Annotated in this window: 14 protein-coding genes and 1 riboswitch; of the genes, 4 read left to right on the top strand and 10 right to left on the bottom strand. The window is 61.2% G+C overall.

Annotated features, from left to right (window positions below):
- Positions 1–107 precede the first annotated feature (107 nt).
- Positions 108–713, top strand: coding sequence for a class I SAM-dependent methyltransferase (locus CO657_RS06300; RefSeq protein ID WP_054181871.1), 606 nt, complete (start codon positions 108–110; stop codon positions 711–713).
- A gap of 112 nt (positions 714–825) precedes the next feature.
- Here CO657_RS06300 and CO657_RS06295 read toward each other — a convergent pair whose 3' ends face one another.
- Entirely contained in the window at positions 826–1,227 is a 402-nt protein-coding gene (locus CO657_RS06295) for a (R)-mandelonitrile lyase (RefSeq protein ID WP_054181870.1), read from the bottom strand.
- Between the two features lie 248 nt (positions 1,228–1,475).
- Between CO657_RS06295 and CO657_RS06290 the strand changes: the two genes are divergently transcribed.
- Positions 1,476–2,462, top strand: a complete 987-nt coding sequence (locus CO657_RS06290; RefSeq protein WP_054181869.1) for an aldo/keto reductase — start codon at positions 1,476–1,478, stop codon at positions 2,460–2,462.
- Positions 2,463–2,887: 425 nt separating this feature from the next.
- Here the strand turns inward: CO657_RS06290 and CO657_RS06285 are convergent, their stop codons facing one another.
- The 6 genes from CO657_RS06285 to clpP form a co-directional block, all read right to left on the bottom strand.
- Positions 2,888–5,086, bottom strand: a complete 2,199-nt coding sequence (locus tag CO657_RS06285; protein ID WP_054181947.1) for an esterase-like activity of phytase family protein — start codon at positions 5,084–5,086, stop codon at positions 2,888–2,890.
- Positions 5,087–5,181: 95 nt separating this feature from the next.
- Entirely contained in the window at positions 5,182–6,090 is a 909-nt protein-coding gene (ribN, locus tag CO657_RS06280) for a riboflavin transporter RibN (RefSeq protein ID WP_054181868.1), read from the bottom strand.
- A 186-nt stretch (positions 6,091–6,276) separates the two neighbouring features.
- A riboswitch (FMN riboswitch) is annotated at positions 6,277–6,429 on the bottom strand.
- A 140-nt stretch (positions 6,430–6,569) separates the two neighbouring features.
- Positions 6,570–6,845 (bottom strand): DNA-binding protein HupB, encoded by a 276-nt coding sequence (gene hupB / locus CO657_RS06275; RefSeq protein WP_003573937.1) that lies wholly within the window; start codon positions 6,843–6,845, stop codon positions 6,570–6,572.
- A 206-nt stretch (positions 6,846–7,051) separates the two neighbouring features.
- Positions 7,052–9,469 (bottom strand): endopeptidase La, encoded by a 2,418-nt coding sequence (gene lon / locus CO657_RS06270; RefSeq protein ID WP_012557323.1) that lies wholly within the window; start codon positions 9,467–9,469, stop codon positions 7,052–7,054.
- A 421-nt stretch (positions 9,470–9,890) separates the two neighbouring features.
- On the bottom strand, positions 9,891–11,168 hold the full coding sequence (gene clpX, locus CO657_RS06265) for an ATP-dependent Clp protease ATP-binding subunit ClpX (RefSeq protein ID WP_003573940.1): 1,278 nt from the start codon (positions 11,166–11,168) through the stop codon (positions 9,891–9,893).
- A gap of 301 nt (positions 11,169–11,469) precedes the next feature.
- Entirely contained in the window at positions 11,470–12,099 is a 630-nt protein-coding gene (gene clpP / locus CO657_RS06260; RefSeq protein WP_003573944.1) for an ATP-dependent Clp endopeptidase proteolytic subunit ClpP, read from the bottom strand.
- 214 nt (positions 12,100–12,313) lie between these two features.
- Between clpP and CO657_RS06255 the strand changes: the two genes are divergently transcribed.
- Together CO657_RS06255 and CO657_RS06250 are read left to right on the top strand one after the other, a co-directional pair.
- On the top strand, positions 12,314–13,768 hold the full coding sequence (locus CO657_RS06255; RefSeq protein WP_197283868.1) for a GGDEF domain-containing protein: 1,455 nt from the start codon (positions 12,314–12,316) through the stop codon (positions 13,766–13,768).
- 207 nt (positions 13,769–13,975) lie between these two features.
- Positions 13,976–15,220 (top strand): cytochrome P450, encoded by a 1,245-nt coding sequence (locus CO657_RS06250; protein ID WP_054181867.1) that lies wholly within the window; start codon positions 13,976–13,978, stop codon positions 15,218–15,220.
- A 33-nt stretch (positions 15,221–15,253) separates the two neighbouring features.
- On the opposite strand, the gene CO657_RS06245 is transcribed toward CO657_RS06250, so the two are convergent.
- The 3 genes from CO657_RS06245 to CO657_RS06235 all read right to left on the bottom strand — a co-directional run bounded on the left by CO657_RS06245 (position 15,254) and on the right by CO657_RS06235 (position 19,268).
- The gene (locus tag CO657_RS06245; RefSeq protein ID WP_054181866.1) at positions 15,254–17,383 is read right to left on the bottom strand and encodes a putative bifunctional diguanylate cyclase/phosphodiesterase; all 2,130 of its coding nucleotides are present in this window, start codon (positions 17,381–17,383) and stop codon (positions 15,254–15,256) included.
- Positions 17,384–17,616: 233 nt separating this feature from the next.
- Positions 17,617–17,961, bottom strand: coding sequence for a cupin domain-containing protein (locus CO657_RS06240; RefSeq protein ID WP_054181865.1), 345 nt, complete (start codon positions 17,959–17,961; stop codon positions 17,617–17,619).
- A 23-nt stretch (positions 17,962–17,984) separates the two neighbouring features.
- Entirely contained in the window at positions 17,985–19,268 is a 1,284-nt protein-coding gene (locus CO657_RS06235; protein WP_003587362.1) for an O-acetylhomoserine aminocarboxypropyltransferase, read from the bottom strand.
- Positions 19,269–19,393: the final 125 nt, after the last annotated feature.

The following is a 19,393-nucleotide window of genomic DNA, read 5'->3' as shown; positions in this document are numbered from 1 at the left end:
CGAAAGAAGCAAATTCCCGTCATGTGGTTGTCATCGAGGTCCGCTGCTCCTACGTTCGCCGCAGACCGCATCAGGGCCGTCAGTCGCCCGCAATCCCGAGATCAGAGATGAAGACACGTGAAGACAGGCAGGCGCTCCGGGCGAGCATGCCGCGCACTCCGCTCAGCGCCCATCATATGGAAAATGCCCGCCTGCTGCCCGATCGCGGCGAGCTGCTCTACCGCATCCCCAACGGCGGCATCGGCGTCGAGGTGGGGGCTGCCTTCGGCGAATATACGGCAGAGATCCTGGAAAAGAATCGCCCAGCGCAGCTCTACCTCATCGATCCCTGGTCGATGGACCGCTACAGCTCCGGCCTCGATGCGATCCACACCAAGTTCGCGGCCGAGATCGAGGCCGGCCGGCTGCATCTGATGCAGGGCACTTCGCTGGAAAAGCTCGCCGAATTCGACGACGACTTCCTCGACTGGGCCTATATCGATACCGACCATTCCTTCGAGCTCACCTGGCAGGAACTGCTGCTCTGCGAAAAGAAGGTGAAGCGGACGGGGCGCATTGCCGGGCATGATTTCTGCACCGGCAATACGGTCAAGCCGATCGTCTATGGCGTCGTCGAGGCGGTCACCAAGTTCTGCAAGGATTACGGCTGGCAATTCGAGTTCCTGACGGTCGAATCACATGCGCATTTTTCCTATTGCCTGAAGCGGCTCTGAGAAGAACTAAAGCGCGGCGCGATCTTTCAGATTCGCTTGGCCCGCGCTTTCGTTCTTTGTTTTTGCGCATGTCTTCATCGCAAAACCGCTGCACACTTTTGCGAGACATGCTTTACGCCTCGCCGGAATACTGCGCGTCGGTGACCTTTTCCATCCAGTCGACATGCTTGCCATCAAGCGCCTCGTGAATGGCGATGTGCGTCATCGCCGTGGCGGGGCCGGCGCCATGCCAATGTTTTTCGCCCGGCGAAAACCAGACGGTGTCGCCGGCGCGGATCTCGCGGATTTCTCCGCCCCAGCTCTGGGCGAGGCCCTTGCCAAAAGTGACGATCAGCGTCTGGCCGAGCGGATGCGTGTGCCAGGCGGTGCGGGCGCCGGGCTCGAAGGTGACCGAGGTTGCCTTCACCCGGGCCGGCGCCGGCGGCTCCATCAGCGGGTCCTGGCGGACGGCGCCGGTGAAATAGTCGGCCGGTGGCGTCATCGAGGGGCGAGAGCCGGCGGGTTTGATCTCCATGATCTTTCCTTTTCCATTCCATTGCGGTTGAAGCCTTGTAACCCGACGATATTTCATCGAGGCGACCAATCAAGGCCGGATCGACAATTGCCGCATCCTCGCCCGGCTGATAGGCCAATCTCTTTCATCACCAAAGCGCGTCGCATTAACTTGGTTGATGCGACGCGCTTTAGTTCTTTGTTTTTACGCATGTCGTTATCCCGGAATCGCTGCACACTTCCGGGCAACATGCATTGGGAGAATTTCTCATGAAACACCATGCTTTCGGCCGCATGCCCTTCACCGTCACCAATGTCGGCTTCGGCGCCTGGCAGATCGGCGGCTCCTGGGGCGATATCAGCGAGGCGGATGGCCGTGCGGCGCTGAATGCCGCACTCGATGCCGGCATGACCTTCATCGACACGGCTGACGTCTATGGCGACGGCCGCTCGGAAAAGATCATCGCCGACGTGCTGAAGGCGCGCGGCGGCGAACGGCCGATGGTCGCCACAAAGGCGGGCCGCCGCCTCAACCCGCATGTGGCCGAAGGTTATACCAAGGCGAACCTCGAAGGCTTCGTCGACCGCAGCCTCAAGAATCTTGCCGTCGACAGCCTCGACCTCGTGCAGCTTCACTGCCCGCCGCGCGAGGTGTTTTACCAGCCCGAGGTCTTCGAAGGTCTGGGCGCCTTGCAGAAGGCCGGCAAGATCAAGGGTTACGGCGTCAGCGTCGAAAAGGTCGAGGACGGGCTGAAGGCGATCGAATATCCCGGCGTCGTCAGCATCCAGATCATCTACAACATCTTCCGCCAGCGCCCCGACCATCTGTTCTTCCAGGAGGCGCGTCGCAAAAACGTGGCGATCATCGCCCGCGTGCCGCTGGCCAGCGGTCTGCTCTCCGGCAAGATCACCCGGGAAACGCACTTTGCCAGCGACGACCATCGCAATTTCAACCGTCACGGTGAAGCCTTCGATGTCGGCGAAACCTTTGCCGGCGTGCCCTTCGAGGTCGGCCTGCAGGCGGTCGAGGAGGTGCGCACGCTGGTGCCCGCAGGCGCCACCATGGCCGCCTTCGCGCTGCGCTGGATCCTGATGGCAGAAGCCGTCACCGTCGTCATCCCCGGCGCCCGTAATGGCGAACAGGCAAGAGCCAATGCCGCCGCCGCCGATCTGGCGCCGCTTGCGGCCGATGTCATGGCGGCAACGCGCGAGATCTACGAGCGGTTGATCGCGCCGCATGTGCATCAGCGTTGGTAGGGTTGGGGCTGCTTGTTTTTAAGGGCTGTGGGAAGCGTCGATGACTCGCCGTTGTTGAAGGTCTCACAGCTTTCGTCCGTCATATCCCAGGCCTTGAGCCAAACGCGTGAGAGGTTGCGGCATGGATCCTCGGCTCAAGGCCGAGGATGACGGAGTGTGGGGAGGTGTCCATGCCAAACTCCAACCGCACCTGCACGCTGTTGGAATTGCTCCAGCATCTCGCCTCCTGCCAGTCACGTCCTCCCAATCTCCGTCATGCTCGGACTTGATCCGAGCATCCATGCCAAAGCACTCTGCTTGCAAATGTTCTTCGGTCGGATGCCCTCGCCTTTCCGCTGCAAATGCGGACGCCTTAAGGATTCTCTGCATCAAAAAAAAGAGGCCGGGCTTTCGCCCGGCCTCTTCCTTTATCTCTCTATCCCGACTCAGTTCGTCGCGTTCAGCTCGACCGGGAAGAACAGCGTCTCGCCGGAGGAATCGCTGACGCCGTCGTTGTCGGTGACGGCGTAGGGCTTGCCTGAAGCGTCGAAGGTGAAGCCTTCGAGCTTGTCGAGCACGTAGCCGTTGGTCGCAGTCTTCAGTTCGCCGAGGAAGTCGTGGGCTTCGGTCTTCTTGACCACAGGCAGTTCGCCGCCGAGCTTGGCGGGTTTCAGCTCCGAGATCGCCACCTTGTAGAGCTTCTTCAGCTTGGCGGCATCGCCGACGAGGTTGTCGCGTTCGATGATGTAGACGCTGTCGCCCTGCGCCGAGATTTCAGACAGGCCGACCCAGCCGCTTTCCGTCTTGTCGAGCGGATAGCGCACGGCACCCCATTCCTTCTTCTTCGGATTGTAGGAGACGAGCTTGACGAAGCCCTTCTCGTCGTCACCCCATTCGCGCTGGACAGCCATCCAGAGCGTGGCATCGTCGCCGGTGCCGACAATGGTGATGCCTTCAAAGCCGTAGCGGATTTCGTTGGCGGCGAGTTCCTTCGGCAGGGCGATCTCGGCTTTGATGTCGCCCTTGGCGTTGACGTTGTAGAGGGCGTGCGGGACGAGACGCTCGCTGTAACCTTCCGAGGCAAGCCAGAAGGAGCCGTCGGCAGCCACTGCGATGCCTTCGATGTCGAGCTTCTGGGCCGGGGCGCCGTCACGCTTGACGACGAGAGCATCGGTGATCACTGCCGGCTTCTTGCTGGCATCGATCGTGTAGATCGTCGGCTGCGAGCCGAGAACGCTGTCGCTGACGGCATAGAGCATTCCCGGCTTGCCGGGAACGGCAGCGAGACCCGAAAGGGCTGCGAAGCCGATCGGATTGCCGTCCTTGTCGGCCGACACGATCTGAGGATAGGCTTTCTCGCCTTCCGAACGTTCATAGATCATCACATGCGAGCGCGTGCCGCCGTCCTTGCCGAGGTCGAGTTCATTGGCGGTGGCGAAGAGATTGCGCGCCGGGATGGCAATCCCGCCTTCCGGCGAAATGCCCGACGGCAGCAGCTGCACGAGTTCGGGATCGGCGCCGGTATCCTTATAGACGCCGACGACCGAGGCGCGCTCGGCGAGCAGGAAGAAATATTGGTCGTCGCCGAACTTGGCGGCTTCGAGGCCTTCCGGTTCGGCGCCCTTCGATCCCGAACGGCTTTCCGGGTAGTGGCCGATATGGGCGACGGCGCGTTCGAAGGATGCGCCCGATTCGTAGAGAAGCTTGCCCGTCTTGTCGAAGATGGTGAAACCGCGCGAGCCGCCCTGGTAATCGCCTTCATTGGCGATGACGAGACGGTTATCATCAAGCCACTTCACGGCGTCGGGCTCACGCGGAACGCCCTTCAATTCGCCGGTGAATTTCAAGGCGCCGTCACGCTTGGTGTCGATGCCGGTGAGATCGACGCTGCCGGCGGAGAAATGTGTTTTCACCTCAGCCGTCGTGGCGTCGATGATGACGATCTCGTTGTTTTCCTGCAGCGTCAGCGCGATCTCGTTCAGGCCGTTGAAGGCGACAAATTCCGGCTCCGGATCCTCAGGGGCCACGCCGGCAAGACCGGTCAGCGCCACGTGCTTGATGGTGCCGCAATCAACAGTGCCGTTCCTGACCTGGAAGACGACCAAATCGCCGGCCGGCATCTGCGGGATCTTGCCGTCATTGACCTCTTCGTCGCGCTCGTTTTCGATCGCGATGGCGCCGAGCGTCTTGTCCTTGTTCAGCGCGATCGAATCCGGCTGGCCGCCGAGATCGCAGCTGTTTTCGATCTTCTTCGTCGCCACGTCGACGATTGCCAGACGGCCCGAGGGCTTTGCCTTGCTTTCGGAGGTATTGACGGCGACCAGCGCCTTGCCGGCGCTCGAGGTGACCGATGTCGGCTCGCCGTCCATCATCAGCGCGCCGCCTGATTTCGGGGCCCTGGCGTCGGTGATGTCGATGAAGCCGATCGCGCCGAGCGGGCTGTCGCTATAGATCAGCGTGTTGCCGTCGTCGGTCGCGGTGATGATTTCGGCTGAGGTCGCCGAGAGCTTGTCCTTGTCGGCAGGCAGGTTCTGGGCGACCGGGAAGGAGGCGATGCGGTTGAAAACCGGCTCGGCGGCGGCCGGGAAGGCAACGGAAGCGAGAAGCACGGCAGCAAGCGCTGCCTTGCGCGATGAAATGGTCATGAAATCCCCCATGTATCGAACATTCGAAACATGGGTTTTCTGCGGGAGAGGCATGACAGAGGCATGACAGGTGCGGCATTTTGCGCCGGATCACGTCAGGCGGGCTGCCGCTCCCTGCGCATCTCGTTGCGCATGATGAAGAGCGAGGCGGAAAGGATGAGGGCTGCTCCGAGCCAGAGGTAGCCCGCCGGCGCATAACCGAAGAACAGCCAGCCGGCCAGCACATTCAGCGGCAGCTTCAGATCGTCGAAGGGCTGGACGTAGGCGGCATCGGCTGCGGCATAGGCAAGCGTCAGGAAATACTGCGCTGCTGCGGTCAGCAGCCCCGCCAGCAGGAACAAGGCAAGTGTTGCACCCGTCGGCACCGCAAAGCCTGCCGCAAGCGCCAGCCCGCCGTTTATCGGCGTCAGCAACACGAGCAGCCAGACGGTGATCGTTTCCGGGCGCTCGATGCCCGTCAGGCTCTTGGTGATCAGCGACGAGGCGCCCCACAGCAGGGCCGAGAGCACCGGCAACAGAGCCGCCCAGCCAAAGCCGTCCGACCATGGCTGCAGGATGATCATCGCGCCGGTGAAACCCGCAGCGGTCGCCGCCCAGCGGGCCGGGCCGACGCGCTCGCCGAGGAAAAGCCGGGCGCCGAGAATGATGAAGAAGGGCGAGGTCATCACCAGTGCGATCGCCTGCCAGATCGGCACCGCGGCAAGACCGGCCACCCAGGCCTCGACGCCGAGCGCGGCAAGCACGACACGCGCGAGGTGGCGCCAGGGATAGTGCGTGCGCATCGCCGACAGGCCGAGCCTGCGAAGGAACGGCAGCGAAAAGGCGAAGGCGAAGCCATATTGCCAGAAGGCTGCCGAGGCCGAGGGAAAGGCAAGCTTCATCGTCAGCCATTGGGTGACGACGTTGAGCAGCGAAAAGGCGATGCCGGCAAGGACCATCCAGAGTGCACCGACAAGGGCGCGGGACGGCTCGACCGCAAGGGAATTCTGATTCATGTCTTTCATCCAAAACCTACAGCGCCGCGCGTCCTTTCAGACGCGCAAAGGACGCTGTAGCACTTTAAATTGCTGCATAATTTCCTCCCTAAATCGATTCCGATTTAGGAATTATGCAGAGACCAACATAAATCAGGACGCATGAGGCCGGGCGACGAACGACAGGGCAGATCCCCCGCCCCTCGCACGGCCGACACTCATTCTCTTCCATCCGGACTTTAACCGTCGGCTCCGGAATCGCACCGGATCTGCTGACCCCTCTCAAGCCACAGCTTGAGAAGGCGCTCGCGGGCTTGGGCCGAGACCCTTACCGCCGGTGGGGAGTTTCACCCCGCCCTGAGAACAGAAATGTCGTAGATCAAAGGCCGCATGGCGGCAAGGGCCGCTCAAGCAAAAGGCCCGGCAAAGCAAAAAGGGGTCCGGCAAAACCGAACCCCTCCCAAATCCTGCACAGCCGGTCTCGTTTACGGCTGGCGGATAATCTCAGATCAGCCGTTGACGGCGTCCTTCAGGCCCTTGCCGGGCGTGAACTTCGGCACGTTGCGAGCCGGAATGTCGACTTCAGCGCCCGTCGACGGGTTGCGGCCCTTCGATGCGGCACGATGAGAAACGGTGAAGCTGCCGAACCCTGCGAGGCGGATGTCGCCCTTGTTCTTGAGTTCACCCTGGACAACGTCAAAAACCGCGTCAACAGCGGAAGCCGCGTCAGACTTCGTCAGTCCTGCCTTTTCGGCGACTGCGGACACGAGTTCATTCTTGTTCATGTTTCCACCCCTTTCTAAATGGTACGAAACGACTCAAAAGTAAGCTAGGCGCAGAATAGGTTTCATCAGGCCCGCCGGGAACCCAAAAGCCCTGCAAATCAAGGAAAAGCAAGCGTCTACATGACGTTTTCACAAAAAAGGCTGGCGTTTTCGCCAGCCTTTTTCCGTCTTTTCAGCCAATGGGGCATAAATGTGGCCTAGGCCACTCAATGCGCTATGGTCGCGCCCGTCTCGTCCAGGCCTTCGACCGAGGTGATGACAGGCGTTTCCACCGTGCCGTCCCATTCGATCGGCTCCGGCCGCCGGATCAGCGCATGCTTGATCACCTCGCCCATGCGGGACACCGGGATGATCTCCATGCTGTTCTTCACGTTGTCCGGAATCTCCGCCAGGTCCTTGGCGTTTTCCTCCGGAATCAGCACCTTCTTGATGCCGCCGCGAAGCGCTGCGAGCAGCTTTTCCTTCAGACCGCCGATAGGCAGCACACGGCCGCGAAGGGTGATTTCACCGGTCATGGCCACGTGCCTGTTGACCGGGATACCGGTCATGATCGAGACGATGGCGGTCGCCATGGCGACGCCGGCCGAGGGGCCATCCTTGGGCGTCGCGCCTTCCGGCACGTGCACGTGGATGTCGCTCTTGTCGAAGCGCGGCGGCTCGATGCCGAAATCAACAGCGCGCGAGCGGACATAGGAGGCCGCCGCCGAGATCGATTCCTTCATGACTTCCTTCAGATTGCCGGTGACCGTCATCCGGCCCTTGCCCGGCATCATCACGCCTTCGATGGTCAGCAGTTCGCCGCCGACTTCCGTCCAGGCAAGACCGGTGACAACGCCGACCTGATCCTCGCCCTCGGCTTCGCCATGGCGGAAGCGCGGGACGCCCAGATAGTCGGAGATGTTGGCAGCCGTCACATGCACCGACTTCGTCTTGCCCTTGATGATCTCGGTGACCGCCTTGCGGGCGAGCTTCATCAGTTCACGTTCGAAGCTGCGCACGCCGGCTTCACGGGTGTACTGCTGGCTGATCGCCATCAGGGCGTCGTCGCTGACCGAGAATTCTTCCGGCTGCAACGCATGTTCCTTGATGGCCTTCGGCAGCAGATGCCGCTTGGCGATCTCGCGCTTTTCATCTTCGGTGTAGCCGGCGATACGGATGATCTCCATGCGGTCCATCAGCGGCGCCGGGATGTTCAGCGTATTCGCCGTCGTGATGAACATCACGTCCGACAGGTCGTATTCGACTTCCAGGTAATGATCCATGAAGGTCGAGTTCTGCGCCGGATCGAGCACCTCGAGCAGGGCCGAAGACGGATCACCGCGATAATCCTGGCCGAGCTTGTCGATTTCGTCGAGCAGGAAGAGCGGGTTCGACTTCTTGGCCTTCTTCATCGACTGGATGACCTTGCCGGGCATCGAGCCGATATAGGTGCGGCGGTGACCGCGGATTTCGGCTTCGTCACGAACGCCGCCAAGCGCCATGCGGACATACTCACGGCCGGTCGCCTTGGCGATCGACTGGGCGAGCGAGGTCTTGCCGACGCCCGGAGGGCCAACGAGGCACAGAATCGGGCCCTTGATCTTGGTGGCGCGGGCCTGCACGGCCAGATATTCGACGATGCGCTCCTTGACCTTGTCGAGACCGAAGTGATCGGCTTCGAGGATCTTCTCGGCATTGTTGAGATCGGCCTTGATCTTCGACTTCTTGCCCCACGGAATGCCGAGCAGCCAGTCCAGATAATTGCGCACGACGGTGGCTTCAGCCGACATCGGGCTCATCTGGCGCAGCTTCTTCAGCTCCGCATCGGCCTTTTCACGGGCCTCCTTGGACAGCTTGGTCTTGGCGATGCGCTCCTCCAGTTCGCTCATCTCGTCGCGGCCTTCCTCGCCGTCGCCGAGTTCCTTCTGGATCGCCTTCATCTGTTCGTTCAGGTAGTATTCGCGCTGGGTCTTTTCCATCTGGCGCTTGACGCGCGAGCGGATGCGCTTTTCGACCTGCAGGACCGAAATCTCGCCTTCCATGAAGCCGAGCGCCTTTTCGAGGCGGGCCTTGACGCTGGTGGTTTCCAGCATCTCCTGCTTCTCGGTGATCTTGATCGACAGATGCGAAGCGACCGTATCGGCGAGCTTGGAATAGTCGTCGATCTGGCTGGCGGCACCCACCACCTCAGGCGAAATCTTCTTGTTGAGCTTCACATAGCTTTCGAATTCGGAGACGACCGAACGCGACAAGGCTTCCAGCTCGACCGGATCGTCATGCGGCTCCTCAAGCACGTGGCCGAGCGCCTCATAGAAATCTTCGCGGCTGGTATAGGTATCGATCTCGGCGCGGGCGCGGCCTTCGACCAGAACCTTGACGGTGCCGTCGGGCAGCTTCAGGAGCTGCAATACGTTGGCCACGGTGCCGACCTTGTGGATCGCGGAGGGATCCGGATCGTCGTCACTGGCGTTGATCTGCGTCACCAGCATGATCTGCTTGTCGGAACCCATGACCTCTTCGAGCGCACGGATCGACTTTTCCCGTCCGACGAACAGCGGCACGATCATATGCGGGAAAACCACGATGTCGCGCAAAGGCAGAACAGGGTAGGCAGTACTGCTCGCTACAGACGTTTTCTTCGTCATTTTTCAGTCCTTTCCATCGTCCCGTTACCGGGCTCTCTGCACGGCCGCTTGGGACCGGCCGGCACTCTCACTTGTTGCTACAAGTGGAGGTTCTGACTACGCTTTTCAAGCCACGCTAACGCCCGCGTTCCCCGGATGTGACAGCTTTATTACAACGGAACACCAACACTATGAAGCGCGTGGCTGGACCGGCGCTTACCACTTCCAACCGGCTAAAATACAAGCACCGACAATAGGCTTACGGAATCACGGCATCATTGCCAAGCAGTCTTCCTTGCGTAACATCGGCCCCTTCCCAACATCGGCAAAGTCAATTCCGGTTCCCACCGGCAAAATACTAACAGTGCCTCGGATGGTTTTTCAAATAGAAAGGGGCCTGCCGATGGCAAGCCCCCAAAATAATCGTGCGAAAGCGCAAAGGTTACGCCGAAGCGTTGGCCTTTTCTTCCTGACGATCGGCATAGATGTAAAGCGGGCGGGCCGAACCGCGCACCACTTCCTCGGAGATGACGACTTCGCGCACGCCTTCCAGCGTCGGCAATTCGAACATCGTGTCGAGCAGGATTTTCTCCATGATCGAGCGAAGGCCGCGGGCGCCGGTCTTGCGGACGATCGCCTTGCGGGCGATTTCGCGCAGGGCATCCTCATGGAAGGTCAGCTCCACGTCTTCCATCTCGAACAGGCGCTGATACTGCTTGATCAGCGCATTCTTCGGCTCGGACAAGATCTGGATCAGCGCATCCTCGTCGAGGTCCTCAAGCGTCGCCAGAACCGGCAGACGGCCGATGAACTCGGGAATGAGGCCGAACTTGACCAGGTCTTCCGGCTCCAGTTCGCGCAGGACTTCGCCGACGCGGCGATCGTCCTGGGCCTTGACGGTCGCACCGAAGCCGATCGAGGTCTTCTCGCCACGGGCGGAGATGATCTTGTCGAGGCCGGCAAAGGCGCCGCCGCAGATGAACAGGATGTTGGTCGTGTCGACCTGCAGGAATTCCTGCTGCGGGTGCTTGCGGCCGCCCTGTGGCGGAACGGAAGCGACCGTGCCTTCCATGATCTTCAACAGCGCCTGCTGCACGCCCTCGCCCGACACGTCGCGGGTGATCGACGGATTGTCGGACTTGCGCGAAATCTTGTCGACTTCGTCGATGTAGACGATGCCGCGCTGCGCGCGCTCGACATTGTAATCGGCCGACTGCAGAAGCTTGAGGATGATGTTTTCGACGTCTTCGCCGACATAACCGGCTTCGGTCAGCGTCGTCGCATCGGCCATGGTGAAGGGAACGTCGATGATGCGGGCGAGCGTCTGGGCGAGATAGGTCTTGCCGCAGCCGGTCGGGCCGACCAGCATGATGTTCGACTTCGCCAGCTCGACTTCGCCGTTCTTGGAGGCGTGCGCCAGGCGCTTGTAATGGTTGTGAACGGCGACCGACAGGATCTTCTTCGCCTGCCGCTGGCCGATGACGTATTCGTCGAGGACCTTGATGATGTCCTGGGGCGTCGGAACGCCGTCGCGGGACTTGACCATCGAGGACTTGTTCTCCTCGCGGATGATGTCCATGCACAATTCGACGCATTCATCGCAGATGAAGACGGTCGGCCCGGCAATCAGTTTCCGGACTTCGTGCTGGCTCTTTCCGCAGAACGAACAATAGAGTGTGTTCTTGGAGTCGCCGCCGTTGCTGCCGCTGACCTTGCTCATATCACTTTCCTTCCAGCACGCCGCATTTCAAGGCGAAATCGCGGTCCACTCAATCAGCTCCTGGCGGCACTCCGTCACCGGAGCCTTTGCCGAGAAGGGCTTCAGGGGCTACGAACCGGGCCCAATCGATCATGTCCGGGTTCCGGTGGCAACGAATTCCCCTTCGAATGCCGATGCTATGTCATAAAATTTCAACATAGCATTAATAGCTACTATTAGCGTCTTCGTCGCCAGTTGAAAGCCTTGTTCGATCACAAATGAGATAGAACTGTGGCGACGAAAACACCATCCCAATTAATTACTAGGCCTGTTCGCCTTCCATTTCGAGGCGCGACGTCAGAACCTTGTCGATCACGCCCCAGCCCTGGGCTTCATCCGCATCCATGAAATGGTCACGATCGAGCGTCTTTTCAACTTCCTCGTAGGTGCGGCCGGTGTGCTTGACATAGACCTCGTTCAGGCGGCGCTTCATCTTGAGGATGTCGCGGGCGTGACGCTCGATGTCCGAGGCCTGGCCCTGGAAGCCGCCCGAGGGCTGATGCACCATGATGCGGGAATTCGGCGTGGCGAAGCGCATGTCCTTGTGGCCGGCCGCCAGCAGCAGCGAGCCCATGGATGCGGCCTGGCCGATGCAGAGCGTCGAAACCGCCGGCTTGATGAACTGCATCGTATCGTAGATCGCCATGCCGGCGGTGACGACGCCGCCCGGCGAATTGATGTAGAGGGCGATTTCCTTCTTCGGGTTTTCGGCCTCGAGGAAGAGAAGCTGGGCGCAGACGAGCGTTGCCATATGGTCTTCGACGGCACCGGTGAGGAAGATGATGCGTTCCTTCAACAGACGGGAATAGATGTCGTAGGAGCGTTCACCGCGGTTGGTCTGTTCCACGACCATCGGCACGAGGGCCATTGCGGTATCGACTGGGTTTCTCATGTGCGTCCTTTGTCAGCGTCTCGCCGGCCGGCGCCGGGAATCAAAGAAAATGTCTTATCCCTACATAGAGTGTCCGTGCCCTTCTCTTCAAGACACGCATGCGGATAACGTTAAGAAGGCGGGCAAGGCGGCCCTGGCTGTAGCCTCTTTCCAACAAGCGCCTGTTAACGGCGAGCCCATGGCAACGCCTTCCCCGGCTTTTCTCCATGACAGGATGAAGGAAAGCTTACTCCATTCGAGAGTACTCACACACATTTACCCGGCAGAAAGCCTACCGGCAGATATCCGCCCAAAACCATGCCGCAGCGCAGCAGCATTAAGGAAGTGGCGAGCTTCCTCGGCAAGGATGCAGGCCAACAAATCGGGGCCGACAGACAAGGCCACCGATAAGACAGACGGGCAAGGGGTTGCTGCCGTGTTCAATATCGCTACAGGTCTCGCCATCTGGTGTTCGGAGGCCATGACGCTCGCTTTGGTGCTGTTCGTCGCCTGGCGCCACAATGTCCGGAACGAGGCCTATCTCTATTGGGGCCTCGGCTTTCTGCTGACCGGCATCGGCTTTGCGATGATCGCGCTGCGCGACCAAGTCCCCAGCTTGCTGTCGATAGAGATCGGCAATGCCATCGCGCTGCTCGGCCAAAGCGCCTGGGTGGCGGGCTTTCTGGCGCTCGACCGCAAGAAGATCGAATGGTGGGCGCTACTGCCGCCGGCGATCTGGCTGGCCGGGGTCTTCCTGCCCTGGGTCAACAGCGACTATTCAAACCGCGTCGTGCTCTACAATCTCGCTTCGGCAACGGGGGCTACGGCGCTTGCCCTGGCGGTCGCCGCCGGCGACATGCGCCGCGAGCGCACCCGGGTCAAGCTGATGGGCGTCTTCGTCATCCAAGGCTGCCTGTGCTTCGGCTCGGCGCTGACGATGGCGCTGACGCTGCCAAGCGATATCGAGGCAACCAATCTCGGCGGCGCCTCCGCCATGGCAAGCGCCTTCCTGCTGACCATCGCCTTCGCCTTCACCTGCCGGCTGATCATGGAGCGCTCCGAGCGGCACCTGCGCGCGCTCACGCTGACTGATTCGCTGACGGGTGTGCTCAACCGCCGCGGCCTGCTCGGCTATTTCGACGCCATCCAGGAAAAAGCCCATGACGAGCAACACCAGGTCGCGGTGATGCTCTTCGATCTCGACCATTTCAAGCGCGTCAACGACCGTTTCGGCCATCAGTCCGGCGATGCCGTGCTGACCGCCTTCGCGCGGATGGCCCGCCAGTATATTCCGAACAGCATCTTCGGCCGCATGGGCGGCGAAGAATTCGCAGCCTTCGCCGCGGTCACCGACCAGACCGAAGCCGAGGCGATCGCCGAAGCGATCCGCACCGAATTCTGCCGCCTGCCCGTCAGCACCGGCGAAGCCATCGTCCCGGTCACCGTAAGCATCGGCATCGCGCTCGCCTCCTCGCTCGAAGCCAATATCGACAAGCTGATCTCGGCCGCCGACCGGGCGCTCTATGCCGCGAAGGCTGCCGGCCGCAACTGCACGGTCACCTTCGGCGAAGCCGAGGCGGCTGCGCCGGCACCGGCGACGCCCAGCACCACCGCCGGCGAACTCGTGCCGACGGTCGACGACCAGGTCGAGGCGCTGCGGCGCATGGGTACGCTGTCGCGGGCCGGTTAGAGCTCGGCTTTACGCGAGTCGTTACCCCCCGGAACCGCTGCACACCTTCGGGCGACAGGCGTTGGCATAACCCTGAAATCGGAATCGAATCTTTGGGTTGGACGCAATCCTTAATGTGATGGTGCGTCCGGCCTAAAATCAACTGATCCAGGATCGCCCCTGCCCCGCATCTTTCCGAGGCCCGGCAAATCCGCTAAGCCTCGGGGCATGATGATACCGCCCTTTCTCTCGATCGACCGCTCAAGCCGCCACGTCTCGCTGGACGCCCGCAATCCGGCCTTCTACGGCGACCCGAATGCCGTATATGCCGCCCTTCACGCCCATTGCCCGACCTTCTACTGGAGCGAACAGAAGCAGTGGTTCTTCACCGGCTACGACCATGTGAACGGACTGCTGCGCGACCGCCGATTCGGCCGGCAGATCCTGCATATCGCCAGCCGCGAGGAGCTCGGTCTTGCCGAGCCGATGCCGCATCTTGCCAGTTTCGATCTCTCGGAACGCTATTCCCTGCTCGAGCTCGAACCGCCGGAGCACACGCGGCTGCGCACCCTGGTCAACCGCGCCTTCGTCTCCCGCCACGTCGAGAAGATGAAGCCGGAGCTTGCCGAGCTCGCCAACCGGCTGATCGACGGCTTCGCCGACAAGCGCGAGGTTGAGCTGCTCTCGGCCTTTGCCGACATCATCCCGGTGACGATGATCGCCCGGATGATCGGCATCCCCGAGGAGATGGGCCCGCAGCTGCTTGCCTGGTCGCACGCCTATGTCCGGATGTACATGTTCGGCCGCACGCGCGAGCAGGAGGATGAGGCCGAACGGGCGGCGAAGGAGTTTTCCGACTACGTCAGGACCGTCATCACAGAGCGCCGCGCCGAGCCGCGCGACGACCTGCTCTCCCACATGATCCATACCGAGCACAAGGGGCAGTATCTCACGGAGGAGGAGCTGATCTCGACGACGATCGTGCTGCTCAATGCCGGGCACGAAGCGACCGTGCACCAGATCGGCAATTCCGTGCGCACCATCATCGAGAGCGGCTCAGATCCGGCGGACCTCTTCCGCGACGAGGCGACGACCGAGCGCACCGTCGAGGAAACCCTGCGCATCTGCGCGCCGGTCCACATCTTCCAGCGCTGGGCACTCGAGCCCGCCGAAATCGACGGCGTCTCCTTCCAGCGCGGCGACAAGGTCAGTCTCATCCTCGCCGCCGCCAATCTCGATCCGGCGAAATTCACCGATCCGCTGGCCTTCCGGCCCGACCGCAATGAGGCGGCGAACCTTTCCTTCGGCGCCGGCATCCATTTCTGCATCGGCGCGCCGCTGGCGCGACTGGAGCTCAACGTCGTGCTGCCGATCCTGTTCGAGCGGCTTTCCGGTCTGAAGCTGGCGAAGACGCCCGTGGTCAAGGATGTCTACCATTTCCACGGGCTGGACAGGCTGGATCTGCAGTGGTGATCCAGCGCTGACAGATCAGCCGCCGATCGCGCGTCAGGCGGCCGACTCTTCTTCCAGCTTGCTGGATATGTCGCGTGCCGACATCGGTCTGCCCATCAGATACCCCTGAAGCTGATCGCAGCCGGCCTCTCGCAATATCGCTGCCTGGCGGCTATTCTCGATGCCTTCGGCGGTCACGGGAATCTGCAGGGCGGTGGCGAGCGAAATGGTCGCCCGAAGGACATCGGCGCCGTTGGCGCCTTCATCGAGAGCTGATACAAGCGAGCGGTCGATCTTCATGCGATCGAACCCGAACTGCCGCAATGCGCCAATGCTGGCGTAGCCGCAGCCAAAGTCATCAAGCGCGAATTTTATGCCGACGCGCTTGAGCTGGTCTATCGACCGCCGGGCCTGATCCGGATTCGTCATCAGGACGCCTTCGGTGATCTCCAAGGTCAGGCGCTTTGGATCGAAGTCGAGCTCCTGCAGGACCGAAATCACTTCGGCGGCAAATTCCGGATTGCAGAGCTGGATTGGCGAGACGTTCACGGACAATGCCAGATCGGGCCAGCTCCTGGCATGCTCGATCGATGTTCTCAGCATGTGAACACCGAGCGCATCGATGAGGCCGCACCGCTCGGCAAGAGGAATGAAAATCTCCGGGCTGATGTTTCCTGTCGACGTTCGCCAGCGCGCCAGCGCCTCAAGACCGGTGACGGCACCTGTCGTGGCAGAGACGAGAGGCTGAAAAACGGCCTCGATCGCACCACTGCCGATGGCGCCTTTCAGCAGACCTTCCAGTTCGGCGACCCGCTGGCGCTCCTCGTCCAGCTCGGGGTCGTATTCGATCGCCTGGCCTCGGCCATTTGCCTTGGCGCGATAGAGGGCCATATCGGCTCTGCGGAGAAGCTCCAAGGGCTCGATGTCCCCGTCGCCCGCGGCAGCTCCGATGCTTGCGCCGACTTCGATCGTCCGGCCGTCGATTTTGAAGGGCTCGGCAAACAGCGCCAGAATGGTTTTTTCCATATCTTCGCAGGTGGCGGACCCAACATGCACCAGCGCAAATTCGTCGCCTCCCAGCCGGGCCGCGGCAACGACTTCGGGGTGGCAGGCCGTCAGCGCGTTCGAGACCAGCCGGATCAAATCATCGCCGACCGCATGCCCCCAGGCATCGTTGACAGCCTTGAAACCATCGAGGTCGACCAGATAGAGCCGTGGCGGCGAAGAGCCCGAACTCTTAAACTCTTCCAACAGGCGGAGAAGTCCATGTCTGTTCAACAGGCCGCTCAGGCTGTCATGGCCTGCTTCGAAAAGTGCTGCTTGCGCCAATTGGCGCAGGCGTCGCGCCTCGGACGCGCCGACCATCAACACGCCGATCAGGAACAGCGCAAGGATGGCGACGGCAGCCGCGACATAGGGCGTTACCTGCTGAAACACGGTGCTTCCCGGCGCTTTGCTCGGCCAGACGAGATAGCCGATCACGGCCCCCTTCATGTCGGTGATCGGCGTGTTCAGAAATTCCGGCCTAGGCTTCGTCTCCAAGTGCAAGCCTTCGAGTTCATGTTCGTTCGAGAGCGCATCGAGAACTTCGGGCGAAAATTCCTTGTAAAAGCTCAGCGTGCTGAGTTTCGGAAGCTCGGTGGTGGCCGCGTATGGCTGGATCGCCTGCGATGCGAGCAGGGCGATACCGCTTTCGGTCTTGATGAAATTGACCACCGGCGCCCGCGCGGGATCGGCAGCTACTCTGATCTGCCGATAAAAGCCTTCGCCGAAAACGTCGCTCGGCTCGAAGGGCTTGCCTTTGGCATAGGCGGAGACGATCGAAGAGCGGTCGGGGCCGATGACGACCGCACCGTCATAGAGCGCGTAATCCTCGCTGGTCTTTCCCCAATTTTCATAGGCCCAAGCGGCCGCGGTCGGAGACGAGGCTGCACTATAGGCATCGTCCCATATGGCATTATCAGTCGTCGTCCCGCTCAGGCGCGCCACAAAGGCTGCGATTGCCGCGCGGGCGGCGCGCGTGGCCCTGGCATCATCGATCTCGTTCGCCGACCGGGTCATCGTGACAACGACATGCGCCATCAGCCCGGTCAGGATGAGGGCGACGACAAGGAAACAGACCGTCGTCGCGATGATGGAAGACGTTTGGGTGCGAACGTGCCTACCTGCAAGAGTCGACGACATGCAAATTCCGCAAAATATAATTGCAAGGCCATGTCTGGGAGACGGCAGGAGACATCATGTCCGCAATGCGCTGCAGACGAGATGTAGCATTTTGACAATGTAGGGCGGATTAATGGGATTGGTTAAAAGCGTCCTATCCGGCAAAGAGGCGCAGCCACTTACGGAAAAACGGGCTGTCCTCGCCGCAAATCGGAACAGATCAGTCCGTGTCAGCGGCGATTTGCCGGCGCCGCTTAAACCTTGATCACATAATCCTTGCGAGTCGTTTCAACGACTTCCCAGGTCCCCTTGAAGCCGGGTCTCAAGATCATCCGGTCGCCGGTCTTCAGATGAACCGGCTCGCCGCCATCCTCGGTCACGATCGAATGGCCGGACAGCAGGCTGAAATATTCCCATTCCTCATAAACGATCCGCCACTTGCCCGGTGTCGCCTCCCAGATGCCGGAATAGAGCCTGCCTGCGACTTCCTCCAGGTTCCAGGTGCGGAAATGCGGATCGCCGGAGATGATCCGGCCGGGCTCGGGAGCGCCGAATTCCGGTTCGACGCCGTCAATGCGGAAGGGAATGAAATTTGCCATGGTCGTCACGGACCTCTCCGAAGTCAGATTTTCGAGAGCGCCTGTTCGAGATCGGCGATGATGTCCTTGACGTCCTCGATGCCGACGGAAAGGCGGACCACGTCGGGTCCGGCGCCGGCGGCGATCTTCTGCTCGTCGCTCAGCTGCCGGTGCGTCGTCGAGGCCGGATGGATGACCAGTGAGCGGGTGTCGCCGATATTGGCAAGGTGGGAGAAGAGCTGCAGCCCCTCGACCAGCGTCTTGCCTGCCTCATAGCCGCCCTCGACGCCGAAGGTGAAGACGGAGCCTGCGCCTTTCGGCGAGTAGCGCTGCTGCAGGGCATGGTTCGGGTCGTCGTCGAGGCCGGCATAATTCACCCAGGCGATCTTGCTGTGCGCCTTCAGCCACTTTGCGACGGCGATCGCATTGTCGCTGTGGCGCTGCATGCGCAGCGGCAGAGTCTCGATCCCGGTCAGGATCAGGAAGGCGTTGAAGGGCGAGATCGCCGGGCCAAGATCGCGTAGGCCGAGTACGCGGGCAGCAATCGCAAAGGCGAAATTGCCGAAGGTCGCGTGCAGGACCATGCCGTTATATTCCGGCCGCGGGCTCGACAGCATCGGGTAATTGCCGGATTTCGACCAGTCGAAAGTGCCACCATCGACGATCAGGCCGCCCATGGAATTGCCGTGGCCGCCGAGGAATTTCGTCAGCGAATGCACGACGATATCGGCGCCGTGCTCGATCGGGCGGATGAGATAGGGTGTCGCCATCGTATTGTCGACGATCAGAGGCAGGCCGTTGCGGTGGGCGACATCTGCGATGGCGGCGATATCGACGAAGGTGCCGCCGGGATTGGCCAGGCTTTCGATGAAGATGCCGCGCGTCTTGTCATCGATCTGGCTTTCGAAGCTTGCCGGGTCGGCGGGATCGGCCCAGCGCACCTGCCAGCCGAAATTCTCGAAGGCGTGGCCGAACTGGTTGATCGAGCCGCCATAGAGCCTGTTGGCGGCGATGAAATTCTCGCCGGGGCGCATGATGGTGTGGAAGACGATCATCTGCGCCGCATGACCGGAGGCGACGGCAAGGGCTGCCGTGCCGCCTTCGAGCGCTGCGACGCGCTCCTCGAGCACGGCCTGAGTCGGGTTCATGATGCGGCTGTAGATGTTGCCGAAGGCCTGCAGGCCGAAGAGGGCGGCGGCATGGTCGGAATCATCGAAGACAAAGGCTGTCGTCTGATAGATCGGCGTGACCCGCGCGCCGGTCGCCGGGTCGGGCTGGGCGCCGGCATGGATCGCCAACGTATTGAATCCCGGATCGTTCTTGGCCATGTCGTCCTCCAGTTGTTGCTGACGGGCAGGATCATAGCCTGTCGCTTGCGAAAGTTAATCGTGATCCGTTTCAACCCATGGGCGTTCGGTGGAAAATCCGTCTCAGCCGACGGCAACTCAAGCAA

The sequence above is a fragment of the Rhizobium acidisoli genome (genome assembly GCF_002531755.2).
In the GTDB taxonomy this organism is placed as follows: Bacteria; Pseudomonadota; Alphaproteobacteria; order Rhizobiales; family Rhizobiaceae; genus Rhizobium; species Rhizobium acidisoli.
This window is presented reverse-complemented; position numbering and strand designations above follow the sequence as displayed.